At 61.7% G+C, this 20,433-nt stretch carries 19 protein-coding genes and 1 pseudogene; 8 read left to right on the forward strand and 12 right to left on the reverse strand.

Features of this window, described 5'->3' with window-relative positions; all coding sequences use genetic code 11:
• Positions 1-102 precede the first annotated feature (102 nt).
• The gene (locus JMY28_RS28705; RefSeq protein ID WP_201699289.1) at positions 103-1,122 is read left to right on the forward strand and encodes an AraC family transcriptional regulator; all 1,020 of its coding nucleotides are present in this window, start codon (positions 103-105) and stop codon (positions 1,120-1,122) included.
• Positions 1,123-1,148: 26 nt separating this feature from the next.
• Here JMY28_RS28705 and JMY28_RS28710 read toward each other — a convergent pair whose 3' ends face one another.
• The 4 genes from JMY28_RS28710 to JMY28_RS28725 all read right to left on the reverse strand — a co-directional run bounded on the left by JMY28_RS28710 (position 1,149) and on the right by JMY28_RS28725 (position 5,980).
• The gene (locus JMY28_RS28710) at positions 1,149-2,456 is read right to left on the reverse strand and encodes an MFS transporter (protein WP_201699290.1); all 1,308 of its coding nucleotides are present in this window, start codon (positions 2,454-2,456) and stop codon (positions 1,149-1,151) included.
• A 103-nt stretch (positions 2,457-2,559) separates the two neighbouring features.
• A complete protein-coding gene (gene scpB, locus JMY28_RS28715; protein WP_201699291.1) occupies positions 2,560-3,363 on the reverse strand; it encodes a methylmalonyl-CoA decarboxylase in 804 nt (267 codons plus the stop codon).
• 4 nt (positions 3,364-3,367) lie between these two features.
• Positions 3,368-4,621 (reverse strand): CaiB/BaiF CoA transferase family protein, encoded by a 1,254-nt coding sequence (locus tag JMY28_RS28720; protein ID WP_201699292.1) that lies wholly within the window; start codon positions 4,619-4,621, stop codon positions 3,368-3,370.
• A 39-nt stretch (positions 4,622-4,660) separates the two neighbouring features.
• A complete protein-coding gene (locus tag JMY28_RS28725) occupies positions 4,661-5,980 on the reverse strand; it encodes an MFS transporter (protein ID WP_201699293.1) in 1,320 nt (439 codons plus the stop codon).
• Between the two features lie 153 nt (positions 5,981-6,133).
• On the opposite strand from JMY28_RS28725, the gene JMY28_RS28730 reads away from it, so the two are divergent.
• The 6 genes from JMY28_RS28730 to JMY28_RS28755 all read left to right on the forward strand — a co-directional run bounded on the left by JMY28_RS28730 (position 6,134) and on the right by JMY28_RS28755 (position 10,717).
• Entirely contained in the window at positions 6,134-7,096 is a 963-nt protein-coding gene (locus tag JMY28_RS28730; protein ID WP_201699294.1) for a LysR substrate-binding domain-containing protein, read from the forward strand.
• Positions 7,097-7,311: 215 nt separating this feature from the next.
• Positions 7,312-8,433 carry a branched-chain amino acid ABC transporter substrate-binding protein gene (locus JMY28_RS28735; protein WP_201699329.1) on the forward strand — a complete coding sequence of 374 codons (1,122 nt, stop codon included), beginning with the start codon at positions 7,312-7,314 and terminating at the stop codon, positions 8,431-8,433.
• A gap of 20 nt (positions 8,434-8,453) precedes the next feature.
• Positions 8,454-9,461: a trans-3-hydroxy-L-proline dehydratase gene (gene lhpH, locus JMY28_RS28740; RefSeq protein ID WP_201699295.1), complete on the forward strand. Its 1,008-nt coding sequence runs from the start codon at positions 8,454-8,456 to the stop codon at positions 9,459-9,461.
• A gap of 198 nt (positions 9,462-9,659) precedes the next feature.
• Entirely contained in the window at positions 9,660-9,962 is a 303-nt protein-coding gene (locus tag JMY28_RS28745; RefSeq protein ID WP_201699296.1) for a hypothetical protein, read from the forward strand.
• 38 nt (positions 9,963-10,000) lie between these two features.
• Positions 10,001-10,252: a hypothetical protein gene (locus JMY28_RS28750; RefSeq protein WP_201699297.1), complete on the forward strand. Its 252-nt coding sequence runs from the start codon at positions 10,001-10,003 to the stop codon at positions 10,250-10,252.
• Between the two features lie 123 nt (positions 10,253-10,375).
• Positions 10,376-10,717, forward strand: coding sequence for an H-NS family nucleoid-associated regulatory protein (locus JMY28_RS28755; protein ID WP_201699330.1), 342 nt, complete (start codon positions 10,376-10,378; stop codon positions 10,715-10,717).
• A 6-nt stretch (positions 10,718-10,723) separates the two neighbouring features.
• Here JMY28_RS28755 and JMY28_RS28760 read toward each other — a convergent pair whose 3' ends face one another.
• The 4 genes from JMY28_RS28760 to JMY28_RS39095 all read right to left on the reverse strand — a co-directional run bounded on the left by JMY28_RS28760 (position 10,724) and on the right by JMY28_RS39095 (position 13,730).
• Positions 10,724-11,374 (reverse strand): NUDIX hydrolase, encoded by a 651-nt coding sequence (locus JMY28_RS28760; protein WP_236597084.1) that lies wholly within the window; start codon positions 11,372-11,374, stop codon positions 10,724-10,726.
• 27 nt (positions 11,375-11,401) lie between these two features.
• Positions 11,402-12,127 (reverse strand): haloacid dehalogenase type II, encoded by a 726-nt coding sequence (locus JMY28_RS28765; protein ID WP_201699298.1) that lies wholly within the window; start codon positions 12,125-12,127, stop codon positions 11,402-11,404.
• A 203-nt stretch (positions 12,128-12,330) separates the two neighbouring features.
• Positions 12,331-13,527, reverse strand: a complete 1,197-nt coding sequence (locus JMY28_RS28770; RefSeq protein WP_201699299.1) for an MFS transporter — start codon at positions 13,525-13,527, stop codon at positions 12,331-12,333.
• Positions 13,524-13,730: a hypothetical protein gene (locus JMY28_RS39095; protein WP_236597093.1), complete on the reverse strand. Its 207-nt coding sequence runs from the start codon at positions 13,728-13,730 to the stop codon at positions 13,524-13,526. Before JMY28_RS39095 ends, JMY28_RS28770 begins: the two co-directional genes overlap by 4 nt.
• Here JMY28_RS39095 and JMY28_RS28775 point away from each other — a divergent pair.
• Positions 13,671-14,530, forward strand: a pseudogene (locus JMY28_RS28775) (LysR family transcriptional regulator). The gene JMY28_RS39095 and the pseudogene JMY28_RS28775 overlap by 60 nt on opposite strands.
• A gap of 12 nt (positions 14,531-14,542) precedes the next feature.
• Here JMY28_RS28775 and JMY28_RS28780 read toward each other — a convergent pair.
• The 4 genes from JMY28_RS28780 to JMY28_RS28795 all read right to left on the reverse strand — a co-directional run bounded on the left by JMY28_RS28780 (position 14,543) and on the right by JMY28_RS28795 (position 20,136).
• Positions 14,543-15,763, reverse strand: coding sequence for an aminotransferase-like domain-containing protein (locus JMY28_RS28780; protein WP_201699332.1), 1,221 nt, complete (start codon positions 15,761-15,763; stop codon positions 14,543-14,545).
• Positions 15,764-15,945: 182 nt separating this feature from the next.
• Complete coding sequence (locus JMY28_RS28785) at positions 15,946-17,118, reverse strand: NAD(P)/FAD-dependent oxidoreductase (protein ID WP_201699300.1); 1,173 nt, start codon at positions 17,116-17,118, stop codon at positions 15,946-15,948.
• Between the two features lie 115 nt (positions 17,119-17,233).
• Positions 17,234-18,733: an L-piperidine-6-carboxylate dehydrogenase gene (gene amaB, locus JMY28_RS28790; protein ID WP_201699301.1), complete on the reverse strand. Its 1,500-nt coding sequence runs from the start codon at positions 18,731-18,733 to the stop codon at positions 17,234-17,236.
• 251 nt (positions 18,734-18,984) lie between these two features.
• Positions 18,985-20,136 carry a branched-chain amino acid ABC transporter substrate-binding protein gene (locus JMY28_RS28795; protein ID WP_201699302.1) on the reverse strand — a complete coding sequence of 384 codons (1,152 nt, stop codon included), beginning with the start codon at positions 20,134-20,136 and terminating at the stop codon, positions 18,985-18,987.
• Positions 20,137-20,433 lie beyond the last annotated feature (297 nt).

The raw sequence follows: 20,433 nt of genomic DNA on the forward strand, positions 1-20,433 counted from the left end.
AGGCCTTTTTCGAAAAATTCACTACGGGCAGATTTTAGGTTAGATTCTCGAAGCGTCTATTCCAGAAGACTTTCAGGCACATTTCAGCAAAGACTTCTTCGCATGAGCTCCCGCGCACCCACGGTCGACGTCTTCCGTCCGCTTGAACACGGCATTGCCCACAATCATTTCAGCGTGCGGGGCGAATCGCCAGAACGTCGCTTGCTCGCCTGGCGGGATCGGGTGGGTCATATTATTGACGTGCTGCCCTCGCGATCCGACCTGGAGAAGCCGTTTCAGGCCTCAATTGACCGCTATCAGGTCGGCGACCTTGTATTTACGGATTGCCGGTCGGACCTGCTTGTGCTCGAGCGCTCGCAGGCGCGGATTTCGACAGACCGGGTACGCGACTTCGTCTTTCATGTGTTTCTGGAGGGCGCGGTTGAGAACGTCGCCGCGCGCGCCTCGCAGCGCGACAGCGTGCCCTCGCCCGCCCGCATCCTTGCACTCGATATGAACCAACCCATTCGAATGCAACGCCAGGCATGCAGGGTGATCACGTTTTTCCTGCCGGGCGAGTTAGTGCAAGCAGTCTTTCCTGATCCGGAGGCTATCCACGGCCGTATGCTTCACGCGTCGATGCCACTTGTGCCAGTGATCATCGAACACGTTGCGACGCTCAGTGGGAGAATCGCAAGCATGAGTGCCGTGGAGGCGGACGGCGCCATACGCGCTGCGGCGGAGCTACTTGTCGCAGCGTTTGGACGACAAGCGGGCCTGAGCGGCGACACTCGCGCGGCAGCCCGGGCGGCGATGTTCGCTCAGGTACGGCGCTATATTCAGGCGCACCTGACTGAAAGCGACCTCTCCCCCGAACGTGTGCTCAATGCGCTTGAACTCCCTCGCCCAACCCTATATCGCCTGTTTCAGCACGAAGGCGGCCTTGGTGCTTATATCCGAAACCTGAGACTACGCCGCGCGGCCGACGAACTGATTCGGTATTCGCACGTCACGGTGATCGAGATTGCCTACGGACTCGGCTTCAAAAGCGCGTCTGACTTCACGCGCGCCTTCCGGCGTGCGTACGACATGGCGCCACAGGATTTTCGGGCTCTAGCTAGCAGGAGGCTTCTGTCGCGGTGACGGCTGTCAACGCCTGTTCGGCGAGTTCATGGTTCGATGTGCCGTTCCTTGAAAAGCATCAGCGCGCAAAAGCTCACGCCACACGCGGGCGCGACATACCAGGCCGCAGACAGCGGATCGCCGGTCCATTTGATCAAACCGGTCACGATGAACTGAGCGGTGCTGCCGAACAATGCGACGGTCAACGCGTGCGAAACGGCCATGCCGCTCGCGCGCACCCGAGCGGGCAGCGCTTCGAGCACAAGCAGGGTGACCGCTACGGCGCTGAATGCCACCATGATGCTGAAGAGCGCGACGCCGAACAGGATTGGCGCCACACTCGTCGCACGGGAGAACATCAGAAAGACTGGATAGATCAGCAGCGCCGAGCATCCTGAGGCCACGAGGGCCAACGGCTTGCGGCGACGCAGACGGTCCATGAGACGGCCGGCCATCGGTGGAATGACGACCAGTAGCAGAGCAGATAACGCGGAAGCCATAAATCCGGTCGCGGCGGGCATGTGCATCACACGCGTCGCATAGCTCGGCATGAAGTAGACAATCGCGTAGACCGGTATGGTTTGCCCCATTATCATCAGCATCGCCAGCAGGATCGTCGTCCCATGTTCGCGACACAGTTCGGTGAGCGGTGTGCCAGCATGTCTGGCGGTGTTGATGGAAACCGGATCATCGCGAAGCCGGAGGCGAACATAGAGGCCGACTGGCGCAATCAAGAGACCGATCAGGAACGGGATTCGCCAGCCCCACGAAGCAAGCGCTGCCGGCGGCATCGTGCTGGTGATTAGCAGCCCCAGGGATGCGCCCAGCAACGCGGCCGCACCCTGGCTAGCGAACTGCCAGCTGACCAGATAGCCACGGCGCGACACGGGCCCAGCCTCCAGCACGAAGGCAGCGGCAACGCCGATGTCGCCGCCAACGGCAAAGCCCTGCAACGATCGACCGGCAATGATAATGAGCGGCGCAATCACGCCTATGCTGGCAAACGACGGGCACAAGGCGAGCGCGGCGGTTCCCAGCGCCATCATCCAGCTGGTTCTCGCCATCGCTGCGCGGCGTCCCACACGGTCGGCGTAAGTGCCAATGACCATCGCGCCAACAGGCCGCATGAAAAAGCCGACGCCGAATGTACCGACCGCCCACAGCAACGACGTCATTGGATCGTTCGCCGGGAAGAACCGGTCTCCGATCATCACCGCGAAGAACCCGAATACGGTGAAATCGAACATTTCGAGGCCGGTCACAAGCGACGCTGCGACGACGGCCTTGAGAAGGTTACGGGGATGTTCCTGATTGCCGGCAGGCAGGTCGCACGTCGAGAAGTGAGGCGTGAACATTCTTTTTGCGGGATGGTCAGTAGTGGCGCATGAATTTCACGTTAAAAATGCATTCTCGTTACGTGACGCATCGCACGATACCACGCGTGAGCCCACACTGGATTCATCGACCGCGAAACTCTGGTGAGCGTCGCTGCGCGAATGCCGCCAACCCTTCCCTCATATCGTCGCCAGCGCACGCTATCCTGCGAAGCTCCGCGATTCTTTCCATCGCGTCGACAGGCACCGGCACGACGTCTTCGAGAATGCGCAATTGCTCTTTGACCGCGGAGATGGCCAACGGCGCTTTGGTCGCAATACCCTTGGCCATCTGCAGCGCAACGGCCTCGACGTCGGCTGGCTGAACCAGGCGATTGAGCACGCCGTGACGCTCGGCCTCCTGGGCCTCGAGCGGTCGTGCGCAAAAAAACATCTCCTTCAGGATATGGATCGGCAAGCTGTTGATGAATCGGAGCAGACCGCTCGTGCTGTATGGAAGACCGATATTCGCGGGCGTCATGGCAAAACGGACCGTTGTGTCGGCCACGACGAGGTCGCAGCTCATCACGAGGTCGACCGCCCCACCCCATACGGAGCCCGACACCATTGCGATTACGACGCCGGGATAGGCGCGCACCTGCCGTAGAACGCGCTCCAGTGGCTTACCCCAGGCGATCGGATCGTGATCGGCCTCGAGTTCACCGAGGTCGTGGCCTGCGCTCCAGACCTTCTCGCCCACACCGCTCGTCAAAATCACAACCGGCACGCCATTCGATGCATGGATCGTCAGTTGATCCTCCAATGCGCCCAGCAATTCCGCATTCAAGGCATGGTGCCTGGAAGCGTTGCGAAAGACCACCTTTGCAATGCGATCTTCAATGATTTCCGTGGTGACCTTCACACATTCTTCCGGTGCAATTGCACTCATTTCGTTACTCCACATGTTGTGCCAGTCCACGCTCGGCCCCCGGCACGCGGGGAATCTGATAAAGCACTCCCGCGCAGAGTAGCTCATAGAGCTCCGATTCGGTAAAGCCGGTCTCGCGCAAGACCTCGACTGAGTGCTCACCCAGCGCAGGTGGCGCATGGCGTGTCGCCTCACGAGCAGCCGGCTTTCCCTCCTTCGATGCACTGAACACAGGGGTCGGGACCTGGCGCACTCGCCCGAGAATTCGATGAGGCACCTCCTCGACGAGGCCGCAATGCTCAACCTGTGAATCGGCAAACACTTCCTCGAGCGTGTTGATAGGTCCGGCAGGTAGTCCCGCATCGACGAACAACGCCGTCCACTCGCGTTTGCCTCGGGTCTTCAGCCGGCTTTCGATTATCTCTTTCAACTCGCCACGATTGGCCACGCGGGATTCATTGGTCGCAAAACGCGGATCGCCCGGCAGTTGCGGAAGGTCGAGGAGTTGACACAGCCGACGCCACATCTCCGTCGTGATCGGCGCAATATTGAGCGGGCCGTCCGCGGTCTCGAACACGCCGTACGGCGCAATGACCGAGTGTGCATTGCCTGTACGGACAGGCACGTTCCCGAGGCTCAGATAGCGCTGCGCGTGTACGCTCAGAAGGCCGATCAGACTCGCGAGCAACGAGGTACTGACATGCTGGCCCTGCCCGGTCCGCTCGCGCTCGAAAAGCGCGGAAATCACCGCTATAGTGAGCCAAAGGCCGGAACTCAGGTCGCCAATGGCCGTGCCCGTGCGCGTCGGCTCGCCTTCCGGGAATCCTGTGAGACTCATGAGACCCGAGTAGCCTTGAGCAATCTGGTCAAAGCCTGGCCAATCCTTGAGCGGGCCAGAGTCGCCGAATCCGCTGATGCTCGCCATCACGAGGCCCGGATTGCTCTCACGCAAAATGTCGTACCCCAAGCCCATTTTCTCCATGGTGCCAGGCTTGAAGTTCTCGAGCACCACGTCGGCGCTTTCGATGAGCCGCTTTACCGCGTCCAGTCCACGCGGATCGCGCATATCGATGCATAGCGCTCGCTTGTTTCGATTACACGACAAGTAGTACGTACTAACGCCGCGATCGAATGGCCCCCACGTGCGGCTCATGTCGCCGTCAGGACCGGCCTCAACCTTGATGACGTCAGCACCAAGGTCAGCCAGCACCATTGCGCAAAACGGGCCCGAGAGCGCGCGCGTCAGGTCGACGACCCTGATTTTCTCCAACGATTTCATACGGTGTCTCCAGTTGCAACTTTCGTGTTTCAGCCAGGGTTACTCCGGCAGGCGCGTGTGGCGTGTCTCGGTAGCAAAGGGCAAGATGAGCATTCCCAAACCAAAGGCTGCCGCAGTCCAGGCGACCGGCGTACCCAGCGAACCTTGCCAATTGATCGCGGCAGCGAGGACAAAATTGACCCCGGCGCCAATGAATCGGCCAACGGATGCATTGAACGCAAATGCTGTAGCGCGTATGCGCGTCGGGTACTGTTCCGGCAGCCACAGCGAGAAAATCGCGAAGTTTCCGCCGAAAAAACCCAGCAAAGCGAGCGACGCCATGAATAGACGAAGCCCGTCGGGCAGATAGAAAGCCCATCCGAACGCCAGCACGATAGCGCCTGCCATTCCTGCGAAATACAGACCGAGGGCAGTTCTGCGTCCGAATTTCTCCGCAATATATGGCGCAACCAGGCAGCCGATAATCGTGCCAATAGACAGAATGGCCGCGCCCACTGACGCAAGGTGAATCGCGTCGACTTTACTCAGTCCCGCACGAGTCGCAAGGCTCACGACGGCACTCGCCTCATAGACAGAACCGGCCCACAGCCCGACGATCGCCACACCGACGAGCGCGGCGCTGGTGATGGTGCGCCGCCGAAACTCAGGAGCGAATATCAGCCGCAGTGGCGACACGGCGTGTTGAGCGGTCGCCGAGCGGCGTGCAGATGCCCGGTCCCACTTCCCCGGTTCCTTCACCTTGAATACGGTGAAGATAGCGAGGGCTGCCGGCGCCAGGCCGCAAAGGAACATTGCGCGCCAGCCGTATTGAGCACCGACGGTGTAGTTGAGCCAGGCGGCAATGAAGAACCCCAGGTAGTAGCCAGTTTGCAGGTAGCCCGCGCCCATCTTTCGACGGTCCTCGGGCCAACTCTCTGCGATGTAAGTGCCTGCGAGCGCCCATTCACCGCCAACGCCGATGCCTGCGAGCAGACGGAACACCCCAAGTTCCCACACGTTGTGCGCGAAGGCCGCGGCGCCGGTGAAGATTGAATAAATCAGAATACTGGCCGCCAGGGTTCGAACACGCCCGTAACGGTCGGCGAGTGGTCCCCAGATGAACGACATGCCCCAGCCGATCAGGAACAAGGCGAACAAAATCGAGCCGTACATCCCGAGATTGCCAGGCGTTGGCTCGATCCCAGAGAGTGGAAGCAATTCAGTGAGTGCGGGAACAAGTACCAGCGCGTAGATGACGGAGTCCACGCCATCGAGAACCCAACCGAGGTAAACCGCCCAGAAACCGCCTATCTGCTCCCGCGAAAGCGGCGTGCGCCGCGACCTCGCTTCATTCGAGGCTGTCACAAGGGTTTTCTGCATGCTCGTCTCCGTTTGTATCCACCGTCCGGGCATAGAAGTTTGTCGTTCGGCGGTGGTTATGGAAGACGAGTATAAGAAGTGGCGCGATCGATGAAAAATATGATATTCCTCTCGCGCAAGAACAAAATCTTATGGCGAGACAGGAGAGCCGGCGTGGATCTGAAACAATTGCGGTACTTCGTGAAGGCCGTGGAATACGGCAATGTGACACGCGCCAGCGAGGCGCTTCATGTTGCCCAGCCCGCCGTCAGCCAGCAGATACGCAATCTGGAAAGCGAACTCGGCACCCTGTTGCTCGAGCGAAGCACCCAGGGCGTTGCGCCAACGGCATCCGGAAGAACGCTGCATCGCCATGCATTGGAACTGCTGCGGCAGGCCGACCGCACTGGCGAGCTCTTGCGGCAAGACGCCGAATCTCCTGAGGGCAAAGTTTCGGTCGGGCTGCCTTCGAGCACATCCCGGGTGCTCGCCATCCCGCTCGCGCAGGCTGTGCGAGAGCGCTATCCGGGGATCGTGATCGAACTCATCGAGGCGCCCACCGCCGATTTGCACAACCTGATCGCAGGTGGACGCGTAGACCTGGCAATCGTCGCGGATGCCGTCGAGACCCATGGCGTTCAAGCCGAACACTTGCTCTCAGAGGCCTTGTACCTGATTGCGTGGCCAGAGTTCGAGCTTCCCCGAGAACCGATTGCATTGAGCGCGCTCGCGACAATGCCGATGGTGCTGCCAAGTGCGCCAAACACCATTCGCAGCCGCGTTGAGTGGGCCATGCGCGAAAAGGGGTTGGCATGCACAATCCTTTTCGAGGCCAGTTCAACGGCATTATTGTTCGCCGCAGTGATGGCGAAGCTCGGCGTGACCGTTCTCCCCTGGACTGCCGCTCACGTGGAGTTGGACGAAGGCAAATTGAAGTTGGCACAGCTGAATCACAGCCTCTTCCGCCGCGACCTCTCTCTTTGCTGGAGAGACACGCCGCTCGTGAGCAACGCCGTCCTCAAGGTCAAAGATACGATGCGCGAGCTGGTGGCAACACTGAGCGCGCGTCCTGAATGGGCGGCTGGCAACGCGCAGCGCCCGCGGCGCGCGAGGCGGCCGCTCGTCTCGCGATCGTAGGCTCGAGAATCGAGCGCACATCGAGCGTGGCCGACGGGCTGAAGTCTTGCATCGACCATTTTCTTCAAAAGCGTAAGCTGTGCAGCGTGGGACCCGGCGGCACGCCGGGTCGCTCGCGACGCCTTGCGCTAAACGTCGTTTGTGATGGCGCCGCGCCATCACAGCGTCCGGTCAAGCTCGCTTTCGCCTGCAAGTCCAACAAATCTGGAGACATCATGCGCCGCATTGCTGCAACCCTGGCCGCCCTGACGGCCGCCGGCTCCTGCCTCACCGCCCATGCTCAAACTGTCGTCACCATCGGACACTCAGCGCCGCTTACGGGCCCGCAGGCGCCGAACGGCAAGGACAACGAGAATGGCGCGCGCCTCGCCATCGACGAACTGAACAAGAGCGGCGTGACGATCGATGGCAAGAAGGTGACGTTCAAACTGGATTCGGAAGACGACCAGGCGGACCCGAAGGTTGGGGTCCAGATCGCCCAAAAGCTTGTCGACAGCGGCGTGGTTGCCGTCATGGGCCCGTACAACTCCGGCGTGGCCATTCCGGCATCGCGTGTCTATAACGCTGCCGGCACGCCGATTCTACCGGTCGCCTCGAACCCCGCGCTGACGAAACAGGGCTTCAAGACCATCTTCCGGATCGGCGCAAGCGACGAGCAACTAGGCGGGACGATGGGCCAGTTCGCTGCAAAGACATTGAAGGCGAAGACCGCAGCTGTCATCGACGACCGCACCGCGTACGGGCAAGGTGTGGCGGAGCAGTTCGTGAAAGAGGCGAAAGCCAACGGCATCCAGATTGTTGACCAGGAGTTCACCAACTCGGCGGCGACTGACTTCCTCGGCATCCTCACCACCATCAAGGCGAAGAATCCGGACGTCATCTTCTTCGGCGGCTACGCGGCTCAGGGCGCGCCGATGGCCAAGCAGATGCGCGCGCGCGGACTGCGTGCGAAGTTGCTGGGTGGCGATGGCATCTGCTCGGCCGACATGGGCAAGGTTGCGGGTGAAGCCGCGTCTATCGTGTATTGCGCGCAAGGTGGTGTCGCGCTGGACAAGACCGCGGCCGGCCGCGACTTCCTGAAGAAGTACAAGGACGCCTACCACACGGATACGCAGGTCTATGCCGTCAACTACTACGACGGCGTAAAACTGCTCGCCGATGCGATGGTCAAAGCGGGAACCACCACAGACAAAGCAAAGCTTGTCGCCCAGCTGGCGAAAACCAACTATAAGGGCGTCGCAGGCACTTACTCCTTCGATTCAAACGGCGACCTCTTAGGCGCGCCGACGACCGTCTACATCATCAAGGACGGCCTGCCGGTGCCGTACGGTCAATAAGTCAACAGCGTAAAAACATCATGAAAACGACTCGTACCATTTCGACCGTCGAGGTCCATACCGGCGGCGAAGCCTTCCGTATCGTCACGAGCGGATTGCCGCGCCTCCCCGGCGACACAATTGTGAAGCGTCGCGCGTGGCTAAAAGAAAACGCCGACGAAATCCGCACTGCGTTGATGTTCGAACCGCGTGGTCACGCCGACATGTACGGCGGCTATCTGACCGAACCGGTTAGCCCAACCGCCGACTTTGGCATCATCTTCCTTCACAACGAGGGCTATAGCGACCACTGCGGACACGGCGTTATCGCCCTGTCTACCGCAGCGGTCGAACTTGGCTGGGTTCAACGCCAGGTCCCGGAAACGCGTGTTGGCATCGACGCGCCCTGTGGCTTCATTGAAGCATTCGTTCAGTGGGACGGCGAACATGCCGGCAACGTGCGATTCGTGAATGTCCCGTCGTTCATCTGGAAGCGCGACGTGACGGTTGAGACGCCGTCCTTTGGTAAGGTGAAAGGCGATATTGCTTTCGGCGGCGCATTCTATTTCTATGCCGACGGTCAGCCGCACGGACTCGCTGTGCGCGAGTCGTCGGTCGAGGCGCTCATTCGGTTCGGCGCCGAGGTGAAGGAAGCCGCGAACAAGGCGTATCCCGTCGAGCATCCCGAGATCCCGGAAATCAATCACATTTACGGAACCATCATTGCCAACGCACCGCGACACGAAGCTTCGACGCAAGCCAATTGCTGCGTCTTCGCGGACCGCGAAGTGGACCGCTCACCGACCGGCTCCGGCACCGGTGGACGCGTCGCTCAGTTGTACCTGCGTGGCGAACTCGGCAAAGACGAGACCCTTGTGAATGAGTCCATCATCGGCACGGTTTTCAAAGGACGCGTGCGCAGCGAAACGACAGTCGGCGACTTCAAGGCCGTGATACCGGAAGTCGAAGGCAACGCATTTGTTTGCGGCTTCGCGACCTGGATCGTGGACGAACGCGATCCGCTGACTTACGGATTCCTCGTCCGGTAAACGTATCGTCCTCGTCGTACCCCTTAGCGCGGAACGCTGTGAATGAGCGTCCGCGCTTTTACCCGCTTCTGGTTCGACTCACCCCGATAACGCCCCGTTACGAAACTCGCACCGCCGTTGCACCTGTGTCCGGGGCCGCCGCCTACACTCCGAACCGTGCTCACCAGAAACGCACGACCCGTGCGCAGGAGTAGTGAAATGAAAAGAACGATTCTCGGCATGGTACTTGGCGCGACCGCACTGGCAGCGTCGAGCGCAGCGTTCGCACACGTGGATGTGGCCCTGGGGGTCGACCTGCCTGTCGCCGCCTACGTCCCGGCTCAGCCGGAGTACGCCGCTGCGCCGCCTGCTGCGTATGCACCTGCCCCGGTCGCGGTCTCCTGGCGCGGCGACGACTGGCGCGCTCGTGAGTGGCGCCCACACGAATGGCGAGAACACGAACGACGAGAACACCAGCGGCGTGAGCGCGAATGGCACGACAATGGCCGTTGGGGCTATTGAGCCGGTTTCTAAGCTAAAATCTCCCACAAGTGATTATCATGAACATCAATAATCGAATCAGGACGCTTGCCGCGGCGGCCACTTTAGGACTCGCGGCCGCCGGAACCGCACATGCCGCCGGCTGCCTCAAGGGCGCGGTCGTGGGTGGCGTAGCCGGACACTATGCGGGCCACCACGCCGTCGTTGGCGCCGTTGGCGGCTGTATCGTGGGACATCACGTTGCGAAAAAGAATGCGGAGGAACGGGCCGCACAACAGGAAGCCGCCCACTCCCAGAAACTGAATACCTGATTCCCGGCTGGGCCTTTCGCTACAGCCGCCACGGACGCCCTTTCAAGCTGTGATATCGTGGCGGCACGCGACTTGCGCTATATTCTGCTCAAGAGTTGCATTCAGAGCGAAGCACAACTAGAAATGGACGAACGAAAACGCGAAAGCATCGTGGCCTATCTGCGCCGTCGGATGGCCGAATTTGGAATTGAACCGGACGATATTGCTGCCTCAATTGCTGCCGATGCCGCACAATTGCGAGCCGCCCGTTACCGGGATGCGGCCGGCCACACGTGGGACGGCAAAGGCGACGCACCGCGGTGGGTCGTGCAGGCGACAAGCGCGGGGCAGTCGCTCGAGCATTTCGCAGTCGCCGAAACGCCCGAACATCAGACAGCCAAGCCCCCAAGTGTGGACTGGCGGCAGGACCCGTTTGCAGGCAGCCGTTTGGCAACTGTAAGAACAGAGCAAGCCGGCGCTGCCTGACGAACTTCAATCGAACTCGACGTCACTGTTATTGCGCAGCTCATCCAGTCGTCGAATTTGTTCCGGCAGAATTCGGCCTGTCGACAAGGCCGGTAGGTCATCGATATCGAAGAACTGAGCGGCGTCGGTTTCGGCTCCGGATATCTCCCCCGCTTGAACGATCTCCCCAAGGAAAACCAGCTTCCAGATGTGAAATACGGAAGGCGGATGTCCGTGCTTGAGCATATCCCACACTGCCAGCAGCCGAACGACGTTCACCGTGTAGCCGCTTTCTTCGCGAACCTCTTTTGCCGCGTTTTCAGCCGGTGAGACACCTACGTCGGCCCAGCCGCCGGGCAAGGACCACAAATTATCCACGGCTTCCCGCACGAGAAGGATCTGGCCAGCCTGATTGAAGACGGCGCATCTCACATCGAGTTTAGGATTGGCGTATCCCGTCTCAGGAGCAAAGAGCGCGGCGACATCGCCGGCTTGCATGGATGCCATTGCCGCGAGTTGCTGATGCGCGATGCCCGCGATTTCAGCATACCTTTCCTTGTCGAAGGCGCTCGTCGCGTAGTGCAAACCCGATTGCGCAAGCGCCAATAGCCGGCGAGCCTGCGCGAGACGTGCTTTCAGCAATTCCTGGTCGGAAGGCGCGGGCATCATTGCGGTCATAGCGAATTGGGACGAAAAATCGCTGGCTTACTTTTTCGCGAGCGCTTCCTGATGCGCCTTCACAAAGTCGGCCATGCTATTGAAGCGGAAATCGACGTTCGGCTGCGAGCCGGGATTCATTGTCGCGCCAAAGCCTGGCTGCGCATGACGGCGGTAGATCCAGCACGACGCCAACCCGCACTCATTGGCAGGCTTGTGGTCGTGAAAGAGACTTTCGGCAGTGTGAAGGATTTTCGCCTTCTCGATGCCACGGTCAGCGAGTTTCTCTAGCATGTACTCGAAGTTTCGCAACGAGGGTTTATACGAGCCGACGTCTTCCGCCGTGAAAATAGCGTCGAACTCAACCTGCAGCCTTGCGTTGCTGTGGGTGAACGTCTCATTGTCGACATTGGAGAGAATCACCAGCTTATAGTGCTTCTTCAGGTACTGCAGCGCGGCTACGGTGTCCTCGAATGCCGGCCAGTTCCGCACCGACCGCCCGTATTCCACGCACTCCTCGTGCGTGAACGAGAGTCCCCATTCTTCGGCCAGCCGCTTGTAGACGATGGGCAGCAGTTCCTGGTATCGCCTGGCCGGCGTGTATTGCTGCTGGGAAAACTCATGGCGCGCGTGGGCTTCCAGAACCTGGTCCCTTGTGAGCGGCGTCCTCGCCCGCTCGAGCAGCAGCTTGAGGCCCTCGAAGATGCCGCTTTCCCAGTCGATCAGGGTGCCGTAGCAGTCGAACGTCAATGTGTCGAAGTCGGTCAATTCCACGGTTACTCCTCTCGGACGTGCAAGGCGGAAATCACAGTGTATAGGCCGCTTCGACACCGTGAATCAAACAATGGCGATCGATTCCGTCATGTTCTGGCGCATGTAATCGAGGAACCGCTTCCGGAACAACATCGAGTGTCCGTGTGCGAGCTTTTCGGCCAGATTGGCATTTTTGTGCGCAACGGCGCAGTTAATCTCGCTTGTCAACCAGGCGATTGCCCGGGCGCTCCGCGCGCATCGCTGCGTCCGGCGGCGCGCTCCGGCCGCCAGAACGCGAACACGAGTAGCCCGGCCAGCGCCTGAGCGGCCACGACGAACGCCACGCACCCCGCCCAGCCCCAGCGATGCCATGCTGGAATCGGCAACACGGAGCCGAGGCTGCCGCCGAAGTAATAGCAGGAGAGATAGATACCGATCGCCGTAGTCCGGGCCCCGGCGGCAGCATGGGAAATGAACGCGTTGGCGCAAGCCTGCTCGACGAAAACCGCCGTCGAACCGAGCGCGAGCCCGACGAGAATCGCGCCAACGCTGTCCGGGAGCGTCAGCAGGCTGCCCGCAATGGCGAGGCCAACCGCCGCGAGCGCGAGGTCTCGTGGGCCCCGGTGCCTGGCCATACGGCCCGAGATGGGCGTGACGACCACTGCCACGAGGAACACGGCGTAAATCGCGCCGATGCCCGCCGTCGAAAAGTCGAACGGCGCGCGCGTGAGCCGCAGGCCGACGAAGGTGAATGTCGCGACCTGAGAAGCAAGCACACATGCGCCCACGGCAAATGAGGCGAGCACCGGGCCGCGCATCGCGAGCTTCCATTGCGTCTTCGTCGCGCAACTGCCCTCCGCGCGCACGGTCCCCGACGCGGGCAGGCTCGCATAGATCGCGAGACCCGTCGCGAAGCTAAGCACCGCCACGATGTCGAGCGCGTGACGCCAGCCGAGCAGCGACGTGAACAGGTTCGTCACGAAACGCCCCGCGAAGCCGCCCAGCGTGGTGCCGGCCACGAAGATCGCGCTCACTTCGGTGGCGCGCTCGCGGTGATAGCGTTCGCCGATGTACGAAATCGACATGGCGAATATGAACGGCATCAGCACACCGGCGGCGAAGCGGGCTGCGAGGAACGACGCAAAACCCGGCGCATGCGCGGACCAGACAACGGGCAGCGCCGATGCGAGCGCGGCGGCGACAATCACGTCGCGCCTGTTGAAGCGCGCCGCCAGGGTGCCGACGAACGGCGCGATAATGGCGACGGCCAGCGTGGTCGCGCTCACGCCCTGCCCGGCGCGCTCCGCGCTCACACCGAACGCGACGGCGAGTTCGCGCAGAATGCCTTGCGTGGCATAGAGATTGATGAAGGCCGCGAAGCCGCACAGGAAAAACGCGGCTCGAATGGATTTGTCTTTCACGCTTGACGCCCTGTCTGGTCCAACCCACAGTCTGAGCGTCGGCCAACGCGTGCGCCAATACCGTTTTCGTCGCCATTAATACCGCCAGAACAAAAATGCTCGACCTGCGCCGCCTCCGCTATTTCGTCACCGTTGCCGAAGAACTGCACTTCGGGCGCGCCGCCGTGCGCCTGAATATCGCGCAGCCGCCGCTGACGCGCCATATCGCGGCGCTAGAAGCCGAACTCGGCATTCGCCTTTTCGAGCGTCGACACGCGCGGTCAAACTCACGCCCGAAGGCGCGTTGTTCCTCGAGCGAGCGCGCAGCGTGCTCCACGCCGCTGAGGAGGCACAGACCACCGCGCGCAAGCTCGCACAGGGCGTGACGGGCCGCATCGCGATTGGCTACACCAGTTCGATTCCGATGTCCGATGCGTTCGCGGAAATCGTGCGCAATGCAGGCCGCGCGCTGCCCGAGGTGGAGTTGACGTTTCGCGAGGCCGCAACTGCGAGTCAGCATCGGCAGATCGTTGAGGGCGCACTCGATATCGGCTTCGGCTGGTCGGCAGCGAACGCGCAAGAAGACGGCTTGTGTTCGCTCGTGATCGCGCGCGAGCCGCTCGTCGCCGCCGTACCGAGCGGCAGCGTGCATGCGCGCAAGAAGTCGATCGACTTCGCCGAGCTTCGCGACGAGACGTTTCTGATTTTTCCACCGGGATATGGGTCGGCGCTGACTGCGGCGCTCGATTCATTGTGCGCGCAGGCAGGTGTGGAGCCGCGCATCGGGCCCACCGCTTCGCAGACTGCGGCGCTCGTATCGCTCGTCGCCGCCGAGCGCGGCGTCGCCATCGTGCCGGCCTTCACGATGGCGCTGCAACGCTCAGGCGTGGCCTATGTGCCGTTGAGCGGCGCGCCGGCGCTCGACCAGACTGTGTCGTGGATCGAGCCGTTCACATCGACATGTGTTGCGCGCTTTGTCGATCTGGCGCAGTCGGTTGCGCAACGGGAAGCGCGCGGCGCTTGAATTGTGCGCAATTCAAACAGGTGCCGACGTCTCGCTCGCCTTTCGCGTAGCGTGCGTGGCCTGCTTCAACCGCACCACGCCTTCGCGGATCTCATCCACGTTCGGCGCGGCGAACGAAAGGCGCAGCGACGCGGTATCCGGATCGTCAGCGAAGAAAGCCTTGCCCGGAACAAAAATCACCTTGCTCGCAATCGCGTTCGGCAATAGCGCGTCGATCGCCACGCCGGGAATGCGCGCCCACACGAACATGCCGCCTTCGGGTTGATGAAACGCGATTTCTTCGCCGAATTGCGCGCGCAAGCCATCGCAAAGCGCTTCGCATTTGCGCTGATACGCTTGCGTAATGTGCGGAAGGTGCCGTTCGAGCGAACCCGCCTCCAGATAGTGCGCGGCGATCGCCTGGGTCCACGGCGTACTGCATAGATCGACGGTCTGCTTGGCGATCACGCAGCGCCGCGTGATTTCGGCGGGCGCGATGGTCCAGCCTACGCGCAAGCCAGGCGCAACGACTTTCGAAAGGCTCGAAAAGTGCACGACCCAATCGCGCGCGCCCGGGACTTCGCTTGCCAGCGCCAGCATCGACGGCACCGCGTTGCCCGCGAAGCGCAGATCGCCGTACGGATCGTCCTCGACGATCACAAAGCGGTATCGAACGGCGAGACGCAAGAGCGCAAGGCGTCGCTCGCGCGTGAGCGTGGCGCCGGTGGGATTCGCGAAGGTCGGCACCGTGTATAGCAGTTTGGGCCGGGCAATCGCGCCCGATGCGAGCCGCGCGGCAAGGCTGTCGACGTCGATACCCTCGCCGTCTACCGGCACCGTCACGACATGCGCCTGCTGGAGCCTGAGCGCCTGCAGCGTGGCCGGATAGGCGGGCTGTTCGGTCAAGGCCGTGTCGCCCGGAGCGAGCAGCACGCGCAACAACAGGTCGAGGCCTTGCTGCGAGCCGGTCGTCACAAGCATTTCCTCAGGCGCGCAGGTCACGCCGCGGCGCGCCATCAACGCAAGCAGTTGCGTCTTCAACTCGGGCAAGCCGTCGGTCGGGCCATATTGAAGGCAGCGCGTGGAAGCCTGCCACGCCTGTGCCGCTGCCGCCTGCAGTCCATCGGCATCGAACAGGTCGCTGGCCGGATAACCGCCAGCGAAGGAAATCATGCCTGGTTCTCCCAGGTACTTGAAAAGCTCACGAATGGGCGAACCAGCGGGATGCCGAAAGGGCGCGGTGAAATCGTACATGGCGTAGATGGAGTCGATGGCGGTTAAGCGCGGCAACGGTCAAGCTTCGATTGTGGTCAGCCCTCACGGGCGTATCAAACGAAATCTAATCACGACGTCATGCGGTTTGCTCATCAAGCCTTCGCGCAATAAAAAAGCCCGTGAAATCACGGGCTTCGTTTGTGCAGCCTGACGGGCCACCATCACACGACATTCTTTTCGACGATCGGCCGGTTTTCCAGCACACGCGACCAGTCGAGCGAAGAAAGATCGAGCGTGGTGTATCTTCCATTCAGAATCAGCTCGCTCACGCCGCGCCCGGTTGCCGGTCCCTGCTGCAGACCGTGCCCGCTAAACCCATTGGCGAACACGCAATTGTCGATGGCCGGGTGATAACCAATGATGGCGTTCTGGTCGAGCACGTTGTACTCGTAGTAGCCCGACCAGCAGTTCTCCACGCGCAGCGCCTCGAACCCCGGCACGCGATGCGCAAGCGTCGGCCAGATCACGTCGTCGAAGATGGCGTGATCGACTTCGTCGAGCGGCAGATCATTGGGATCGTTCTCCGCGCCCGGCGACGTTCCGGTGATATACGTGTTGCCCTCGGGGCGGAAATACACGCCCGACGGATCGATCAGCAACGGGCAGGCAGTGAGCCGCGCCGGCGACGACACATTGAAAATGCTGCGGCGGCGCGCGTAAACCGGAATGTCGATGTCCATCATTTCCGCGAGCTTGCGCGCCCACGCGCCGGCCGCATTCACGAGCGTGTCGCACGCGTGGCGTTCGCCGTCGCTCGCGATCACGTGCGTGACCTTACGGCCACTGCGCACGACGCCTGTCACGTCGGCCGCGACATAGCGCGCGCCGAGCGACTGCGCCTTCTTGCGCAGCGCCTGCACGAGGCCGTAGCCGTCGAACCAGCCCTCGCCGCTGCGGCCATACGCGCCGCTTTCGAGATCCTCGACGTTGAGCCATGGAAACTTCGCTTGCAACGCGTCGCGCGCCATGAGTTCGATGTCCGCGCCGAGGCTCGTTTGCAGCGCGTGATTCTCGCGCAGCGTCGCGTCGCCCGCTTCCGTGGCGAGGAACAGATAGCCGCCTTCGTGCAAATCGATCGACGGACGGCTGCCGTTCACTTCGAGCCGCTCGCCAATGCCGCGCAGAAACTCAATGCCGAAGAGCGACATCTGGATCGACAACGGCGTGGAAAACTGCTGGCGGATCGACGCGGCCGAAAGCGCCGACGACGAGCGCGCATAACTCGGGTCGCGCTCGAACACGGTCACGCTAACCGTTGGGTCGGCTGCGCGCAGAAAGTAAGCAATAGAACTACCGATTACCCCGCCGCCAACGATAACGACTTGAGAACTCACGACTTGCTCCAGATTGCGGATAATTGCGGCGCGCATGGATTGGGTTTGCGCGAATCGATCCAGCGACCGGGTGCACGATGCGCCCGGCCGCGTCCGTTATGTACGCGAGATGCGCTTATTCGACGTTGAAATCGATGCCCTGTGCGAGCGGCAGCGCCGACGAATAGTTGACCGTATTGGTCGCGCGGCGCATATAAGCCTTCCACGCGTCGGAACCCGACTCGCGGCCGCCGCCCGTTTCCTTTTCACCGCCGAACGCGCCGCCGATCTCCGCGCCGCTCGGCCCGATGTTCACGTTCGCAATGCCGCAATCACTGCCGCTGGCCGACGTGAAGCGCTCGCTCTCGCGCAGGTCTGTCGTGAACACGCACGACGAGAGGCCATGGTGGGCGGCGTTGTTCGCCTCGATGGCGTCGCCGAAGTCGCTGTACTTGAGCACGTAAAGAATCGGCGCGAAGGTTTCCTTCAGGACAACTTCGGTTTGCGACGGCATCTCGACGATCGCCGGGCGCACGTAGAAGCCCTTTTCGTTGCCCGCCACCGTGTGGCGCTCGCCGCCGAACACCTTGCCGCCTTCGCGTTTGGCTTGCTCGAGCGCCGACTGCATACGCGCGAACGACTGCTCGTCGATGAGCGGCCCCATCAGCGTGCCCTGTTCGAGCGGATTGCCGATCGCAACCTTGCCGTACAGCGTCTTCAGGCGCTCGACCGCCTTGTCGTACACGCTCTCATGCACGAAGAGACGGCGCAGCGACGTGCAGCGCTGACCCGCCGTGCCGACTGCCGAGAACAGAATGCCACGCAGCGCGAGTTCCAGATCGGCGGTAGCGGAAACGATGCCTGCATTGTTGCCGCCCAGTTCGAGCAGCGAGCGGCCGAAGCGGCGCGCGACCTCAACCCCGACGGTGCGGCCCATTTCGGTGCTGCCCGTCGCGCTCACGATGTTCGAACGCGGATCGGCGACGAGCTTCGCCCCCACTTCGCGGCCGCCCACGACCAGACTCGTGAGGCCTTCGGGCGCATCGCCGAATTCCTTCAACACGTCCTGCATGATCTTGTTGACGGCAACCGCCGTGAGCGGCGTTTTTTCCGAAGGCTTCCACACAACGGCGTTACCGCACACGAGCGCGAGCGCGGCGTTCCACGACCACACAGCAACCGGGAAATTGAACGCGGAAATAACGGTACACACACCCATCGGGTGCCACGTCTCCGCCATGCGGTGGCCCGGACGTTCCGAAGCAATGGTCAGACCGTAAAGCTGACGCGAGAGGCCGACCGCAAAGTCGCAGATGTCGATCATTTCCTGCACTTCGCCCAAGCCCTCCTGGAAGATCTTGCCGGTTTCCAGTGACACGAGGCTGCCGAGCGCGCGCTTCTGTTCGCGCAACTTGTTGCCGAGCAGGCGCACGAGTTCGCCGCGGCGCGGCGCGGGCACGTTGCGCCATGTCTTGAACGCCTCCTGCGCCTTCGCGAGCACGGCGTCGACGTCCGCCGCCGACTGGCTCGCGACGCGGCCGATCAGTTCGCCGTTGATCGGCGAATGCACGGCGATGTCGCCCGCTTCCGCAAGTTGGGAAATACCGAGATCCGAGAGGATGGTGGAGGCTTTCATAGGTAGAATCCCTTAAAAATTTCCGATACGAAACATTGCTACTTTAGGAAACTATACACGTGCAACTTTCTGGCGACAACACGAAAAATCCACGGGATTTTCGCCACGCCGCGTGTATCGCATCCGCAGGGCTTTCCGCGACGGAAACGGCATGCGGCCGCCGTGCGGGCGCACCATCTATTTCCTATTGGAAACAATGCATTGGGCGCCGACAGAGGCGGCGCCCTTCAAGGTTGCAACGGTATTTGAGGTCAGTCCGCGGTTCGCGTCGTGACCGGCACCCACGCCACGTTCTTGACCTGATACAGCGTCGAACTCGGGCTCTTCAGGTCGCCCTGCGTATTGAAGGCGATCTTGCCCGTAATACCGTCGTAGTTCGTGGCCTTCAGCGCGGCGTTGAACTGCGCCGGGGTGGCCGAACCCGCCTTCTCCATCGCCGAGATGGCAACCCACGCCGCGTCATAAGCGAACGGCGCGTAGGCGAGCATGTCGATGCCGTACTTTTGCTTGAACTTCGCCTCGAAGCCCCGGCCCTTGGGCAGCGTGCCGAGCGGCTGGCCGTATTCCCATACCGAAGCGCCATCGGCGGAATCGCCGGCGAGCTTGATGAAGTTCGCGTCCATGACGCCGCCGCCCGCGAGGAATTGCGCCTTCAGGCCAAGCTGGCGCATGCGCTTGACGATCATGGCAGCCTGCGCGTCAAGTCCGCCGAAAAACACGAGATCCGGACTCGTGCGCTTGATGCTCGTGAGTTGGGCGCTGAAATCCACGGCCTTGTCGTTCGTGAACTCGCGCGCGACGATCGTGCCGCCGCTCGCCTTCACGGCCTTCTCGAACTCGTCGGCTTCGCCCTGGCCGAAGGCCGTACGGTCGTCGATGATCGCAATGCGTTTGGCCTTCGTCACCGTCGCCGCATAGTTGCCCGCGTTGCCGGCGTTTTGGGAGTCGGTTGCGATCACGCGGTAGATGGTCGGGAAACCGGCCTGCGTGATGGCCGGATTGGTCGCCGCCGGCGTGATCATCGGAATGCCCGCCTTCGCGTAGATCTTCGAGGCCGGCAGCGTCGTGCCCGAATTGAAGTGGCCGATCACAACGGCCACGTTGTCGTCCACGAGTTGCTGCGCGACCTGCACGCCGATGCGCGGATCGCTCTGGTCATCCTGTGAGTCGATCACGAACTTGACCGGTTTGCCGCCGATGGTGGGATGCGCGGCGTTGGCTTCGTCCACGGCGAGGCGCACGCCGTTCTCGATGTCCTTGCCATACGCTGCGCCGCCGCCCGTGAGCGGACTGGCCACGCCGATCTTCACGACCATTTCCTGCGCGCTCACCGCGCCGGCAACCAACATCAACGACGCTGCGATCGCGCAGCCACGACGAGAAGCGAGGAAACGGGGATGCATGCGATATTCCTTCGGTATCTGGAGCCGGCACTTGATGCGTCCGAATGGTCGCGTGGACCGTTGGCGCACAGGATTCGTCTCGCGCCGCGCAATGCAGAGCGGCGGGACGTGAACGGATTGTCGACAGCGGTTCCGCATGCATCAAACGAAATCTAATCACCACCTAATGCGCTTTTCTCATCAAGCCTGCACATGCGGGGAATACAGCAACGCGTGGCTCGGCCTTGCAGGCATTGGGAGATACCCGATAGCGCCGACAAACCTGCTTGTGCGTGGACGTCATGCAAGAGCGGATCG

The sequence above is a fragment of the Paraburkholderia hiiakae genome (genome assembly GCF_904848665.1).
Lineage (GTDB): Bacteria > Pseudomonadota > Gammaproteobacteria > Burkholderiales > Burkholderiaceae > Paraburkholderia > Paraburkholderia hiiakae.